At 59.8% G+C, this 14,115-nt stretch carries 12 protein-coding genes; 9 read left to right on the top strand and 3 right to left on the bottom strand.

Annotation, left to right across the window (positions count from 1 at the left end; translation table 11 throughout):
* Nucleotides 1–104 precede the first annotated feature (104 nt).
* Complete coding sequence (locus VJ464_22320; GenBank protein ID HKQ07880.1) at nt 105–2,798, bottom strand: SpoIIE family protein phosphatase; 2,694 nt, start codon at nt 2,796–2,798, stop codon at nt 105–107.
* 136 nt (nt 2,799–2,934) lie between these two features.
* Here VJ464_22320 and VJ464_22315 point away from each other — a divergent pair, with 136 nt between their 5' ends.
* The 5 genes from VJ464_22315 to VJ464_22295 all read left to right on the top strand — a co-directional run bounded on the left by VJ464_22315 (nt 2,935) and on the right by VJ464_22295 (nt 7,376).
* Complete coding sequence (locus tag VJ464_22315) at nt 2,935–3,285, top strand: hypothetical protein (protein ID HKQ07879.1); 351 nt, start codon at nt 2,935–2,937, stop codon at nt 3,283–3,285.
* Nucleotides 3,286–3,488: 203 nt separating this feature from the next.
* Nucleotides 3,489–4,292: a succinate dehydrogenase gene (locus tag VJ464_22310; protein ID HKQ07878.1), complete on the top strand. Its 804-nt coding sequence runs from the start codon at nt 3,489–3,491 to the stop codon at nt 4,290–4,292.
* Nucleotides 4,292–6,109: a fumarate reductase/succinate dehydrogenase flavoprotein subunit gene (locus VJ464_22305; protein HKQ07877.1), complete on the top strand. Its 1,818-nt coding sequence runs from the start codon at nt 4,292–4,294 to the stop codon at nt 6,107–6,109. Before VJ464_22310 ends, VJ464_22305 begins: the two co-directional genes overlap by 1 nt.
* A complete protein-coding gene (locus VJ464_22300) occupies nt 6,109–6,855 on the top strand; it encodes a succinate dehydrogenase/fumarate reductase iron-sulfur subunit (GenBank protein HKQ07876.1) in 747 nt (248 codons plus the stop codon). Before VJ464_22305 ends, VJ464_22300 begins: the two co-directional genes overlap by 1 nt.
* Nucleotides 6,856–6,884: 29 nt before the next feature.
* Nucleotides 6,885–7,376, top strand: a complete 492-nt coding sequence (locus VJ464_22295) for a hypothetical protein (GenBank protein HKQ07875.1) — start codon at nt 6,885–6,887, stop codon at nt 7,374–7,376.
* A gap of 344 nt (nt 7,377–7,720) precedes the next feature.
* On the opposite strand, the gene VJ464_22290 is transcribed toward VJ464_22295, so the two are convergent.
* The gene (locus VJ464_22290) at nt 7,721–8,062 is read right to left on the bottom strand and encodes a hypothetical protein (protein HKQ07874.1); all 342 of its coding nucleotides are present in this window, start codon (nt 8,060–8,062) and stop codon (nt 7,721–7,723) included.
* A 78-nt stretch (nt 8,063–8,140) separates the two neighbouring features.
* On the opposite strand from VJ464_22290, the gene VJ464_22285 reads away from it, so the two are divergent.
* The 3 genes from VJ464_22285 (at nt 8,141) to VJ464_22275 (ending at nt 11,257) form a co-directional block, all read left to right on the top strand.
* Nucleotides 8,141–9,229: a hypothetical protein gene (locus VJ464_22285; GenBank protein HKQ07873.1), complete on the top strand. Its 1,089-nt coding sequence runs from the start codon at nt 8,141–8,143 to the stop codon at nt 9,227–9,229.
* A 140-nt stretch (nt 9,230–9,369) separates the two neighbouring features.
* The gene (locus tag VJ464_22280; GenBank protein HKQ07872.1) at nt 9,370–9,909 is read left to right on the top strand and encodes a hypothetical protein; all 540 of its coding nucleotides are present in this window, start codon (nt 9,370–9,372) and stop codon (nt 9,907–9,909) included.
* A gap of 520 nt (nt 9,910–10,429) precedes the next feature.
* Entirely contained in the window at nt 10,430–11,257 is an 828-nt protein-coding gene (locus tag VJ464_22275; protein ID HKQ07871.1) for a hypothetical protein, read from the top strand.
* Here the strand turns inward: VJ464_22275 and VJ464_22270 are convergent.
* Nucleotides 11,254–13,635, bottom strand: a complete 2,382-nt coding sequence (locus VJ464_22270; protein HKQ07870.1) for a phosphoketolase family protein — start codon at nt 13,633–13,635, stop codon at nt 11,254–11,256. The two genes, VJ464_22275 and VJ464_22270, sit on opposite strands and share 4 nt — an antisense overlap.
* Nucleotides 13,636–13,773: 138 nt before the next feature.
* Between VJ464_22270 and VJ464_22265 the strand changes: the two genes are divergently transcribed.
* A partial coding sequence (locus tag VJ464_22265; GenBank protein HKQ07869.1) for a hypothetical protein occupies nt 13,774–14,115 on the top strand: 342 nt, incomplete at its 3' end.

The following is a 14,115-nucleotide window of genomic DNA, read 5'->3' as shown; positions in this document are numbered from 1 at the left end:
TTGCAATCGGGTGTAGCGCAATCTGTTAGCGTGCGCATTGACTCGCGCAACCTAACCGCCTTGCGCTACATGGCAAACGCCAGCGACAACTGTTCTCGCCCGCCTCACTTCACTTTCATCACCACCAGCGTCAGGTCGTCGTACTGCGGCGTGTCGCCGCTCCAGTCGTGTACACGGTTGACGATCCGATCAGTCAGCTCTTGCGCGGAGAGGTGCGCTGAGTCGCCGGCAATCTCGCGCAAGCGCGCTTCGCCGAACTCTTCGCCCGCCGCGTTGAAGGCTTCGCTGAGGCCGTCGGTGTAGGCGATCAATATGTCGCCGCTCTGCAAGGCGATAGCTTCCTGCTCGTAACAGCAATCCTCAAACGCGCCAATGACCGGGCCGCCGCAGGTCAGCTCACTGATAGTGACGAGGCTCTGGTTGCCCCCGGCAGTATTCGCGGTCTGGTCAGACTTGCCGTTCCCCGCGACGCGACTGGCGGTGGCGCCGTGAGCCTTGGTAAAGGTCGCGGCGCGCACCAGCATCGGCGGGTTGTGGCCGGCGTTTACATAAGTCAACAGTTGCCGCGCCGGGTCGTACTGCGCATAAAAGAACGTCGCGTAGCTGGCCGCGTCTGTCGAAACGTGCAGTAGGTGGTTCATTGAAGCCACCAGCTCGGTCAGCCGCCCGTTGACCTGCGGGGCCTGGCTGCGCAGCGAAGCTTGCACGGTTGACATCAACAGCGCCGCCGAGATGCCTTTGCCGGCAACGTCGGCGACGGCGATGCCGACGCGGTCATCATCAAGCAACAGGAAGTCGTAATAATCGCCGCCGACGCCGCGCGCCGGGTGGCAGACGCCCGCAAGGTCGAGCGAGCCAAGTTCGGGCGGCGCGGCGGGAAAGAGCCGCCGCTGTACGGCTGTGGCGATCTCCAGCTCGTGGCGCAGCCGTTCTTCTTCGGCTACCGCTTGCACCAGCTCGGCGTTCTGAATGGCGAAAGCGGATTGAAAGGCGATGGCTAACAACAACTGACGGTCGTCGCTCGAATAGGGCAGGTCGCCGAGCCGCTTGCCGAGCGACAGCATGCCGAGCAACTCGTCTTTGGTAGCGATGGGGATCAGCAGCTCTGTGCCCATCTCGCGCAGCGCCTCGCGCTCGCGGCGGCGCGATTCGAGCGCCGCGACGTTGGTGGTGTCAAAGCCTTGCCCCCACGTGCGGTTGAGATCAACCCCCAGCGTCAACGCCGAGCCGCGCATCCGCAGCGCCGCGTAACCGTTGCCCGGCAGCACCAGCTGACGCTCGACGTCTACGGTGCGCGCGCCGTCTTCCTGCAAACGCGAGCGCAGCGCACAGCGGTAATCGCCGGTCGCTCGATCAATCAGAAAGGCGGTGACGTTTTCGACGTGCAGCGCGCCTTGAATCTTGTCGAGCGCCAGATCGATGACCTGGCGGACGTGCGTGACGCGGCGCATCTCTAATCCCAGGCCGCTCAACAGCTGCTGCGCGTCATAGGCTTCGCGAAAAAACTTGCGGTCAATGATCGGCAGCACGCGCTGGTTGACGATGGTGAGAATGCCGATAGCCAGCGCCGTCGCCAGCATCGTCGTGACGATGTCGGCACGCGGCCCGAAGCGGTCAATGTATTCCAGGCGCGCGCCCGTCAGCAGGAAGCTCAACACCAGAAAGACGACCAGCGCTTGAATGATGATGAAGCCGCGCGACACCAGCAGGTAACGCACGCCGCGCCGCAGGATGACGCGCACAGGGATCACTTTGTGGCGGATGATGGCGTAGGCGAACGACAGCGGGAATAGCGGGAAGCAGAAGATGGCGATGACCGCCGCCAGTTGCAAATGCTGGGGCGGCGGGCTCAACAGCACGGCGGTGATGACCACCAAAAATAACGGCAGAAAGCCCGCGATGCTGCCGGCGACGACGACGCGCATCTTGCGGCGCGACGTGCGCCCCGCGCCGCGATAGTTCCACATCAGCGATAGCAACCCGCCAGCGATGTAGAGCGTCATCACCGCGAAGCCGAGCCGCTCGAGTGCCGGATAGCTTTCGCGGAATTCGTAAAACTGGCGCGGCGCGAACGCCGCCAGCAGATTGAGGAACGCGAAATAAGCGAAGAAGGCGATCACGTGCGGCACGTAGAGCAGCCGTTCAAGCCGCGGGTGTTTGCGGATCAGCGCCGACGGCTCTGGAAAAATCTGGAAGAAATGCAAAAAGACCGGCGGCAAAAACAGCGACGCCAGATTGACGATCAGCATCACCAGCACCAGCCACATCGGGCGGCCGGCGAAGCTCGGCACGACGGCCAGCATCAGGCCGGGGAACATCCCGAACATCAGCGCCAGCAGCCGCGCCTGCTTGTAGTCCGGCTTGAGCAGGAAGACCACCAGACCTGTAAGCAGGAAGATGTTCGGGATGATGATCCGCAAAGCGACGCCGACAATCCAGGTGCGCGTCGGGATAGGTTGCGCCGCCAGCGTCAGGTCAGCCGTCCGCCCGGCGCGGCGGATTTTTACCGTGTACCCGGTCACCGGCTCGACGCGGCGAAAGGCTTCGGCGACGTCGAGGTCGGAAGCGACCGGCTGATTGTTAATGGCCAGGACTTCGTCGCCGGGCCGCAAGAGCGCCGCCGCTTCAGCCGAGGTCACGCGCCCAACAAGAATTTGCTCGCCGATAGGATAAGGGATCCAGCCGGGATCGCTTTGCCGGCTCAGCATCACCGTGCTCTGAATGAAGAGCGCGCCGCCATAGATCAACAGCAGGCTGAAAAAGGCGGCGGTCAAGATGAACTGGTATCGCTTCGTCATACGGGCTACTCAACGAGTCACTATAGCATAGCGCGCCGCGGGGCTCGAAATCCGACGCTGTCGTGACTTTTCATCCGTCGTCGCATGTCGTAAGGTAAATTTATACGGCGGGCGCTTGAGATTTGGAGGCTAACGAATGGCGAATCGCAGAGTCATTTTTATCTCGCGCCTGAAACCGGGCAGCGAGCAGCAGCTCACGCACGACCTGCCGGTCGAATTCCCGGCCCAGGCACTGGGGAGCATTGAAGGCATCAAAGAAGTGACCATCTGTCAGGGCAATGGCATGTTTGCCGCCATCATCGAATACGAAGGCGAGTTCGGGGAGATTTATAAGCAGTATCTCGGCTCGTCGCCCATCCAGGCGTTTCATTACAAGATTGCCAAGTTCTTCGAGAGCCCGCCGCAATCAACCGAGCCCGCCGAGTTGCCGCTGGTCGGCGATGTCTTCTACTGGGACGGCAAGGATTTTCACCGCGCAGAGGGCTGAGGCGTGATGCCGGATTCGGATAAGGGGAAATAAACACAGAGGCACGGAGACGTGGAGACACAGAGAAAACATGGAGAACACTCTCTGTGTCTCCACGTCTCCGTGCCTCTGTGTTTTTCTTCCAGACTTTTCAAAGGCCGTGCGCGTATGCTATTCTCGCCGCGCATTCCAATCAGTACCACTTCAAGTAGGAGGTCACGTTGATGGCCCATGCGGGAGTTGTGCTAAAACGCCGCCGCTTCGGCGAAACCTTCAGACGCGGCGCCTGGTGGGCGCAGCCATTGCTGGTTTTTCTTGTCCTTTCCGCCTTCATCGTCTACGCCACGTGGGCGGCTTTCCAGGGCAATCACTATGAGTATGGGCCTTACCTGTCGCCCTTCTACTCGCCGCTGCTGTTCGGCAATTCGGCGCATTCGTGGTTCGGCGCCAATCCCGGCTGGTGGCCGCGGGCGTTGCCGTTTTCGGCGGCGCTGTTGATCCTCTGGGCGCCGGGCGGCTTCCGTGTGACCTGTTATTACTATCGTGGCGCTTATTACAAAGCCTTCTGGGCCGACCCGCCGGCCTGCGCCGTCGGCGAGCCGCGCAACAGCTATCGCGGCGAGCGCCGCTTCCCGCTCATCATCCAGAACATTCACCGCTATTTCCTCTACCTGGCGTTGATCTTCCTGGTGATCCTGCTGCATGACGTCTATCTCGCCTTATGGTTCCGCGACCCGGCGACGGGCCGGCAAGTCTTCGGCATCGGCGTCGGCACGCTGGTGCTGGCCTTGAACGTCACCATGCTTGGCGGCTACACCCTGGGCTGTCACTCCTTTCGTCACCTGATCGGCGGTTATCTCGACCGCCTGTCGCGTGCGCCTGTGCGCAAGAAAGCCTATGACTGTTCAAGCTGTCTGAACCGCAAGCATCGGCTGTGGGCGTGGATGAGCCTGTTTACGGTGGCCTTCGCCGATATCTATGTGCGGCTCTGTTCGATGGGCGTCTGGACGGATTGGAGGATTCTTTAATGGCCGAGCACCAGAAGCACGAATATGACGTGCTGGTAATAGGCGCGGGCGGGGCCGGGCTGCGCGCGGCAATCGGAGCGGCGGCCTCTGGGGTGACGGTCGGCGTCGTCTGCAAGTCGCTACTCGGCAAAGCTCATACGGTGATGGCCGAAGGCGGCGTGGCGGCGGCGCTCGCCAATGTGGATGACCGCGACAACTGGCGCGTTCACTTCTCCGACACCATGCGCGGCGGTCAGTACGTCAACAACTGGCGCATGGCCGAACTCCATGCCCGCGAAGCGCCCGACCGCGTGCGCGAGCTTGAAGCCTGGGGCGCGCTCTTTGACCGCACCAAAGACGGGCGCATCCTGCAACGCAACTTCGGCGGCCATAAGTACCCACGCCTGGCGCACGTCGGCGACCGCACCGGCCTTGAGATGATCCGCACGCTTCAGGATCACGGCATCCATCAAGGCATAGACTTTCACATGGAATGCACGATGCTCACCTTGCTCAAGGATGGCGAGCGGGTCGTCGGCGCGTTCGGGTATGACCGCGAGAAGGGCCGCTTCCGCTTGTTTCACGCGAAAGCCATCGTGCTGGCGACCGGCGGCATCGGTCGCGCCTTCAAGATCAACAGCAATAGCTGGGAATACACCGGCGACGGACACTCGCTGGCTTACCATGCCGGCGCCGAATTGATGGACATGGAATTCGTGCAGTTCCACCCGACAGGCATGGTGTGGCCGCCGAGCGTGCGCGGCATCCTGGTCACCGAAGGCGTGCGCGGCGAAGGCGGCATCCTGCTCAACAGCATGAATCGCCGCTTCATGTTCGACGACATTCCTGAAAACTATCGCGCACAGACCGCCGACACCGAAGAAGAAGGCTGGCGCTACACGCAGGGCGACAAGAACGCGCGGCGTCCGCCTGAGCTGTTGACCCGCGATCACGTGGCGCGCTGCATCGTCCGCGAAGTCAAAGAGGGACGCGGCAGCCCGCACGGCGGCGTCTATCTCGATATTCGCTGGATCAAAGAACGGCTGCCGCATGCCGCCGAGCATATCAAGAAGAAGCTGCCGAGCATGTATCACCAGTTCAAGCAACTGGCCGACATTGACATCACCGAGCAGCCGATGGAAGTCGGCCCGACGACGCACTACATGATGGGCGGCGTGCGCGTGGACGGCGACACGCAGATGTCAACGGTGCCGGGGTTGTTTGCCGCAGGCGAGTGCGCTGCCGGGTTGCACGGCGCGAACCGTTTGGGCGGCAATTCGCTCTCAGACCTGCTGGTCTTCGGCAAGCGCGCCGGCGAGCATGCCGCGAGCTATGCCAAAGAGAATGCCGCGGGCGCTATCCCGAACGATCAAGTCGAAGCCGTCGCGCGGCGGGCGCTGGCGCCGTTTGAGCGCGCTGCTACCACAGGCGAAGGGCCTTACCAGATTCAGCACGAGTTGCAGGAGATGATGCAAGACCTCGTCGGCATCGTGCGCCGCGAAGACGAAATGCTGCGGGCGCTCGATGGCATCGGCACGCTCAAACAGCGCGCCGAAGCGGTCGGCGCTACGGGTAATCGAGAATACAATCCCGGCTGGCACACGGCGCTCGACCTGGAGAGTTTGCTAACCGTCTCGGAAGCCATCACGCGCGCCGCCATCGAGCGCAAGGAGAGCCGTGGGGCGCAGTTCCGCGACGATTATCCCGGCAAAGACGAGGAGTTCGGCAAGCTCAATATCATCATCCAAAAGGGCGCCGACGGCGAGATGCAGGTCATCAGACGCACGACCCCGGAGATGCCCGCGGAGCTTAAACAGATCATCGAGGAGATGAAGTAATGCCGACTGCGACCTTCAAAATCTGGCGCGGCGACGCCACCAGTGGCGAGTTCAAAGAGTACACCACGGAAGTGGCGACCGGCATGGTGGTGCTCGACGCGGTTTTGCAAATTCAGGCCGAGTCGGCCAACGACCTGGCGGCGCGCTGGAACTGCAAGGCCGGCAAGTGCGGCTCATGCTCGGCAGAAGTCAACGGCATGCCGCGCTTGATGTGCATGACGCGGATGAGCCAGTTGCCGGTTGATGAGCCGATCACCGTCGAGCCGATGCGCGCCTTCCCGCCGCTCAAAGACCTGGTGACGGACGTGACCTGGAATTACCGCGTCAAGCAGAAGATCAAGAAGTTCAAGCCGCGCAAGCCCGATGCCGAGGACGGCACATGGCGCATGGCGCAATCCGACGCCGACCGTGTGCAGGAATTTCGCAAGTGTATTGAATGTTACTTATGTCAGGATGTCTGTCACGTGCTGCGCGACCACCACAAGCACGAAGAGTTCATCGGGCCGCGCTTTCTGGTCTACGTCGCGGCGCTGGAGATGCATCCGCTCGATACCGAAGACCGCACCGAAGAGTTGCGGCAGGCCAACGGCATCGGCTACTGCAACATCACCAAGTGTTGCACGACGGTCTGCCCCGAAAGCATCACGATCACCGACAACGCCATCATCCCGCTCAAAGAGCGCGTCGTTGATCAGTTTTATGATCCGCTGAGGCGGCTCTTCCGCATCTTCAAGCCGCGCTCGTAGGTGTGCTACCGGCAGGGAGTGGAGGAAGTATGTTCGAGCTCAAAACCATCTCACGTGAAGCCATTCCCCATTCGCTTGAAAAGGCCGAGCGTTACCGGCTGTTGAACGAGCCGGCAGAAGCCGAGAGCATCTGTCTGGACATCTTGAGAGTCGAGCCGGAGAATCAGCAAGCATTAGTTATGCTGTTGCTGGCGCTCACCGACCAGTTCGGCAGCCGCATGGCCGAAAGCCGCCCGCGTGAGCTGCTCAGCCGCTTAGAAGGCGAATACCAACGCGCCTACTATGCCGGGATCATCTCGGAGCGCAAGGCGCGGGCGCAACTGCATCGCGGCCTGCGCGGAGCCGAGTACGCGGCTTACGACGGGCTGCGCGAAGCGATGAGCTGGTACGAAAAAGCCGAAGCCCTGCGCCCGCCGGGAAATGATGACGCGGCGCTACGCTGGAACGCCTGCGCGCGCACGATCATGGATCACCGCCTCGTAGCGAAGACCGAAGACGACTTCCGCCCGCTGCTGGAGTAAGTTAAGTACAGATTGTTTTCTCAAAGCTCATCAGGCATAACTCCGTCCGTGATCGCATCGCTTTGCCTATTGACACCGAGGGACGCCGTAGCTAAAACTATTGCGCCACATGGCAATCTATCGAGCCGCCGAGCGGTTCCGACTGCTGGCTAAAATAAAAGACACTACACCTCTGACGCCAGCCTTGAAGTGCGGAATCAGCTTACGGCCAGCGCCGCTTTGGACTTCCCCGCGACCGTTGACAAGGCGCGGCGTGGTAGCTAAAACTACCGTCGTCACTCCTTCAGGATCGGGATTCCACGCGTTCAGTACCTCACGCGTGAATAGGTCATCAAGCAACAGGCTTAGCGCCACAGGGACCGCAAGATCGCCATGAAGACGAGCGCGCCGAACAACACTGCGCCGCCGTCGCCGGATGAGTCAGGCGTCGCCGCCGACTTGTCGCCGCTCACGCCGAGTATATCGCTGCCTGCGCGATTGGCGTTCTGGCAGATGGGGGGTTCGCCCGGATCGCAGAAGCAGCCGATACAGCCGCAGTTGCATTCCTCACCGGACGGTACAGTATGTCCTGCTAGTACGACGGACTGGAATGGTTGGGTTGAACGTGAGTTGTCTGGAACTGCCGGCATTAACAACACCAGCAATACGACCGCACAAAGACAAAGCGGAAATCTCAATCGTCTCATTGCTGCTTCTCCTTTGGAAAATGTGGGTGTAACGCGCCAGACGGCTTTACTCAGCGCCACAGGAAGCGATTCAACGCCATGAAGACGAGCGCGCCGAACAACACTGCGCCGCCGTCGCCGGATGAGTCAGGCGTCGCCGCCGACTTGTCGCCGCTCACGCTGAGTGTATCGCTGCCTGCGCGATTGGCGTTCTGGCAGATGGGGGGGTCGCCCGGATCGCAGAAGCAGCCGATACAGCCGCAGTTGCATTCCTCGCCGCTTGGTCTGGTATGTCCCGCGAGTACGCTGCCTGAGAGACAAAGAATCATCACCGACATTGCAAGGCCCCTTCTTACTTTCCTCAGCATTTCGAACTCCTTTCAAGATGAGCTATTGGCCAGGCGCATGATCGCAATGGCCGAGGTTGCCTATTCCCAAAGACGCGACGAAGAACTTCAGGTATTAGGCCAGCTATTAGAATCAACCAAGCGATATGAGTTCATTGGGGCTTACTATCGTGGACTCGCTGCGTTCAAATCGGGAGGTGGCGACTTAAGCTACACGCAGCGGTTGTTCGAGCAGGCGTCGGAATTTGCCCCAGCACAATATCGAGCTAGAGCCATTCTGGCGCTCGGCGCTGTAGGATGGTATCGCGGCGACATAAATGCACAGCTTCAGCATTGCCTAAGCGCATTGCGAATCGAGCAAGCCGATTATTACACTCGAATTGAAGCCCGCCGCCATGTCGCACTGATTCACTCCCTTGAAGGCGATCACCACCGCGCCGTCGAACAACTGGAAGCCCTCTACCCGATTACCCGGCATTTCGCGCGCGTGAATCCGCGCCTGTACTTCGATCTTCTCAACAGCCTTGCCGTCGAGTATGTGGAGTGTGGAAGAATTCAAGACGCGGAAGCGGCAATCCGCCCTGTTCTCATTTCACCGCTGGCTCAGTCAATCAAAGAATACAAGGAAACTGCCGCAGAGATCGCCGAGCAGCAAAGCTCGAAAGCCATCATTGTTGTCGCACTACCAGCAGACGCGCCGGACGAGTCGGAGGAACGTCCGCGCCCGCTGACCTTAAGTGAACCACTCACCCCGGCCCGGCTGCCGCTCGCGCCGCCGTCACCGATGCCGGCCCGTCTTTTAACCTGCGCGCCGATTCATGGCCCGCCCTTCCGCACCTGAATTGGTTCTCTCAAATACCCAGATAAATATCTGCGAGTGAGCCGCCACTTGTGATGACGGCCCACTTTGCCCAACTGCGCACACGGGCGTATCAGGATTGGTGTGTCTCGCTACGCCCGCGCTGCGGAAAGGACGGCTACATGACTACATCAAATGATGATTCGACGCAAGAGCGTGTCATCTTCAATGATGACGAACGCCCCCTGCTCATCCGCGACATCCTCAATGCCGAGTCGCCCGCCGAGCGGCGCGAATGGCTCGCCGTCATGCTGATCCAGTTGCGCGAGCACCTCGGCCAACACGGCGAAGGCTGGCCGCAAGTCTCGCGCGAACTCCACCGCTTGCTCGAAGAGACTTTCAAGGGCTCGGAGACCTATCACTTGGCGCTGGAGCTCTACGAGCGACGCTTCTCGCTGACCGGCGGCGGCGATCCGGCGGAAGTCTTGCGGCTGTTTCTAGACCAACAGTTGAGCCCGAAGGACACCGCCGAGGAATGGCCATTGGCGGTGGTGGCGCAGCCGGCGGCGCGGTTTTCGCCCGAACAGTACCGCAAGCGGCTGGAGGTCGCTAGCGCCGCCATCATTGGGACTGATCCGCGGCGCATCGATGGCATGCACGGCTGTCTCAAGGCCGACGAAGCGACGCTGGCGCGCGTTGTCAACATCCTCGAAGAAACGTAAGCTAAAGTGAAACTCGACCCAATTAAATCGCAATGGCCTACCAGTTCAGCAGATGCGTGAACCGTCATGACAGAAACGATGCGAGCTGCACGGCCCGCGCTCCGCTGAACTGGTTATGAGGCCCACTCGCAGAGTCCATCAGCAATCAGGACACGGGTGAGCAGAATCATAAGGAATGAGGTAAATAGAAATGTCCCATCCTTCGCTTATCGATCAGAAGTTTTGGTGTCCATTCTGCAAAAAATATGTCCAGCTACTCAAAGTTTGCAATGCTGCCAAGCTTGTCGGTGCGCATAGCAGAACAGTTTATCGCTACATCGATGAGGGTTTAGTATATGCTGTCAAAATTGCCGGCAAAACATATCGGGTATGTAGAGACTGCTTGTTTAGACAGAATACTTAGTGGATGGCGCAGATGCCCTCTTGAGAACACTGTGACAAATGTGACGTTTTGCATTGACATGAGTTTTACCTGAAAATATATTGGCTAACAAAATCCCGAGAGAAGGAGAGGGGCTATATGCGATCAGGATTTGTCTTCTTGCTTGTCACATTGGTGGTGATGATTGTCTGCGCTCCCGCTGCCATGAGACAAATCAGCAGCCCTAAAGCCAGCCCGCGGGACGAGGCGGTTGTGAGGCGGGCTTACATGATTCTCTCAACGCTCAATAGGCTGGATCGATCTGAGGCCACCTACGCGCGCACCAAATCCCTAGATGAGATGATGAGATCAGACTTCATCTCTTTCCGTCTGAAACCGCTTAGAAGCGGGCCGATTGGCGAAATCCTGAACGAACAACTCTACAAACTCGTGACACCCCGGGGCGGCGCTGTTTTGCAGGTAGCACGCGTGACGTACCACCACAACGACGATCCTGTGAAGTTTGTCTCCTACAATGCGTTTTGGAAGGATGAACCCCAACCACCGTCCGACACCAGGACTGTTTACGAAATATTGGGTAGTACAATCAACGCCGCCAGCTACGACCGCTACCTGTCATACGAAGTAACGGTGATGAATGGTGGCAGGGTGCGAGCCTATCAAGCGATGGCGCTATTCGCCGAATCGCTTGAGGAAGGAATGACGGGCCGTATGAATTTAATTGACGGCATAATTGAAGGCTACTCATTGGGGCTTGCGCTGGCCGAAGACGGTCTACCGCTGCACGTACCGTTCTCGAAGTTCGTAGAGACCCAACAGTATCGTGATCTCGTTGATAAAGCGAAGCGCGGGCAGTCACTTAATAACCCTCAGCTAAAGGAGCTTGTTCGCTCCGTGAGTTTTTCACGTTCGGCGAACCCTGCCTCGCCTCAAGCTTACCGAGAGTCTATGACTGCGGTGAGTTAATACGGCCACTTCCAGTCGCGTATTTCCGGCATGTCATCGCCATACTTCTCAATGTACTGCTGATGATTGAATAGCTTGTCGCGCATGGCCTGTTTGACGTAAGCGGCGCGCGCGCCCAGCTTCTCGACACGGTCAATCACGTCATTGACCAGATGGAAGCGATCCAGGTCGTTCAGCACCGTCATATCAAAAGGCGTCGTCGTCGTGCCTTCCTCTTTGTAGCCGCGCACGTGCAGGTTGGCATGGTTTGTCCGCCGATAAGTCAGCCGGTGAATCAGCCACGGATAACCATGAAAAGCGAAGATGATCGGCTTGTCGCGTGTGAAGAGCGAATCGAAATCCTTGTCCGATAGTCCGTGCGGATGCTCGCTCGATGGTTGCAGCGTCATCAGGTCAACGACGTTGACGACGCGAATCTTCAGGTCGGCGAAATGCTGGCGCAGGATGTCTACGGCGGCCAGCGTTTCAAGCGTCGGCACGTCGCCGCAACAGGCCATGACAACGTCCGGCTCGACGCCTTCGTCGGTGCTCGCCCACTCCCAGATGCCAATGCCCGTAGCGCAATGGCGCGCCGCGGCTTCGATGTCGAGCCACTGCGGCGCGGGCTGTTTGCCGGCGACGATGACGTTGACATAGTGACGGCTGCGCAAGCAATGATCGGTCACCGACAGCAACGTGTTGGCGTCGGGCGGCAGGTAGACGCGAACGATCTCGGCCTTCTTGTTGACGACGTGATCGATGAAGCCGGGGTCTTGATGGCTGAAGCCGTTGTGGTCTTGCCGCCAGACGTGCGACGACAGCAGATAGTTGAGCGAGGCGATGGGACGACGCCAGGGAATATCACGCGTCGTCTTGAGCCACTTGGCATGTTGATTGAACATCGAGTCAATGATGTGAATGAATGCTTCATAGCACGAAAACAGCCCGTGCCTGCCGGTCAGCAAGTAACCTTCGAGCCAGCCCTGGCACATCTGCTCGCTCAAGACTTCCATGACGCGGCCATCGCGTGACAGGTGGTCGTCGGTCGGCAGAATCGTATCCATAAAAACGCGGTCGGTCACTTCCAGAATTGCGCCGAGACGATTGCTGACGGTTTCGTCTGGCCCCATGACGCGAAAGTTGCGGCTCGCCATGTTGAGCTTCATCACGTCGCGCAGGAATTGGCCCATTACGCCGGTCGCTCCCAGCTCAACCGCGCCGGGCTTTTTGAGCTCAACCGCATAATCGCGATAATCCGGCAGCTTCAAATCAACCAGCAGCAAGCCGCCATTGGCATGCGGGTTGGCGCCCATGCGGCGATTGCCCGCAGGCGCAAGCTCGCGCAGCTCTGCGCGTAGCGCGCCGGTTTCGTCAAACAAGGCTTCGGGCTGATAACTCCGCATCCACTCTTCGAGCTGGCGCAGGTGTTCGGGCTTGTTGGCGATGTCGGCCAATGGAACCTGGTGCGAGCGGAAGCTGCCTTCGGTCGGCTTGCCGTCCACCGTCTTCGGTCCCGTCCAGCCTTTGGGCGTGCGCAGGACGATCATCGGCCATTGCGGGCGCTGCTTGAAGCCGTCGCGCCGAGCGTCTTCTTGAATGGCTCTGATCTCGTCGAGCGCCTTATCCATCGTCGCCGCCATCAACTGGTGCATCGCTGCCGGGTCGTCGCCTTCGACAAAGTAAGGCGTGTGGCCATTGCCGATCATCAAGCTGCGTAGCTCGTCTTCGCTCATCCGCGCAAACAGTGTCGGGTTGGCGATCTTGTAGCCGTTCAGGTGAAGGATGGGCAGCACCGCGCCGTCGCGCGCCGGGTTGAGAAACTTGTTCGAGTGCCAGCTTGCGGCGAGCGCGCCGGTTTCGGCCTCGCCATCGCCGATGACGCAGGCGGCCAGCAGGTCCGGGTTGTCGAGCACCGCGCCGTAGGCATGCACCAGGGCGTATCCTAATTCGCCGCCTTCGTGAATCGAGCCGGGCGTCTCAGGAGCGACATGACTGGGGATGCCGCCGGGAAACGAGAACTGCTTGAATAGCTTTTTCATCCCTTCCGCGTCCTGCGAGATGCTCGGATAAAACTCGCTGTAGCTGCCTTCGAGGTAGGTGTTGGCAACCAGGCCGGGTCCGCCGTGGCCGGGGCCTGTAATGTAAATGACGTTCAAGCCTCGCGCTTTGATGACGCGATTCAGATGCACGTAGATGAAGTTGAGCCCCGGCGTTGTCCCCCAGTGGCCGAGCAGGCGCGGCTTGACATGCTCAACGCGCAACGGCTCGCGCAGCAGCGGGTTGTCATAGAGGTAGATTTGCCCGACCGATAGATAATTGGCGGCGTGCCAGTAGGCGGTCATGGCATGCACTTCGTCATCGGTCAGCGGCCTGGCTTGTTTCGAGTTAAGGGCAGTCATAGATGATGGCTTCCTCCTTGAATATGTCCTCACACATTTCTACACGCTGGCGACGGCGGTGCGCAAACGGCGGCGCGCGGCATCGGCGCGCAAGTTTTCTGCGCCACAAAGCCTGTGTTAGCATTCCTGCCGGAATCAATGACGCCTCATCTTGCGGACACCCGAAAACACAGGCTTGCGCCGCTGCTGGTGACGCTGCTCGCCATTGGACTGAGCCTGGCTGCGGTCGTGCCGTTTTTTTTTATGGGGCAGACCGAAGCGGGCACGGCTTCGGGTCTGAGAATGCCGACGACGCACGACATGTTTTTGCACTTCGATCAGATGCGGTCGTTTTACGGGGGACTGGCGAGCGGCGAAATCTATCCGCGATGGGAGGCCGAGACGAATCGCGGCTTTGGCGCGGCGACGCCGAGCTTCTACCCGCCGGGCGTCTACTACCTGACGGCGGCCTGCTTCGCCTTGACGCGGGACTGGACGGCG

It is taken from the genome of Blastocatellia bacterium (assembly GCA_035275065.1).
GTDB lineage: Bacteria > Acidobacteriota > Blastocatellia > UBA7656 > UBA7656 > DATENM01.
Note: the sequence above shows the minus strand (reverse complement) of the source record. Positions and strands in the feature narration are given on the sequence as shown.

Excerpts from the sequence above, each read along its gene's own strand:
- VJ464_22320 (HKQ07880.1), bottom strand. The coding sequence starts at position 2,798 with ATGACGAAGCGATACCAGTTCATCTTGACCGCCGCCTTTTTCAGCCTG.
- VJ464_22315 (HKQ07879.1), top strand. The coding sequence starts at position 2,935 with ATGGCGAATCGCAGAGTCATTTTTATCTCGCGCCTGAAACCGGGCAGC.
- VJ464_22310 (HKQ07878.1), top strand. The coding sequence starts at position 3,489 with ATGGCCCATGCGGGAGTTGTGCTAAAACGCCGCCGCTTCGGCGAAACC.
- VJ464_22305 (HKQ07877.1), top strand. The coding sequence starts at position 4,292 with ATGGCCGAGCACCAGAAGCACGAATATGACGTGCTGGTAATAGGCGCG.
- VJ464_22300 (HKQ07876.1), top strand. The coding sequence starts at position 6,109 with ATGCCGACTGCGACCTTCAAAATCTGGCGCGGCGACGCCACCAGTGGC.
- VJ464_22295 (HKQ07875.1), top strand. The coding sequence starts at position 6,885 with ATGTTCGAGCTCAAAACCATCTCACGTGAAGCCATTCCCCATTCGCTT.
- VJ464_22290 (HKQ07874.1), bottom strand. The coding sequence starts at position 8,062 with ATGAGACGATTGAGATTTCCGCTTTGTCTTTGTGCGGTCGTATTGCTG.
- VJ464_22285 (HKQ07873.1), top strand. The coding sequence starts at position 8,141 with ATGAAGACGAGCGCGCCGAACAACACTGCGCCGCCGTCGCCGGATGAG.
- VJ464_22280 (HKQ07872.1), top strand. The coding sequence starts at position 9,370 with ATGACTACATCAAATGATGATTCGACGCAAGAGCGTGTCATCTTCAAT.
- VJ464_22275 (HKQ07871.1), top strand. The coding sequence starts at position 10,430 with ATGCGATCAGGATTTGTCTTCTTGCTTGTCACATTGGTGGTGATGATT.
- VJ464_22270 (HKQ07870.1), bottom strand. The coding sequence starts at position 13,635 with ATGACTGCCCTTAACTCGAAACAAGCCAGGCCGCTGACCGATGACGAA.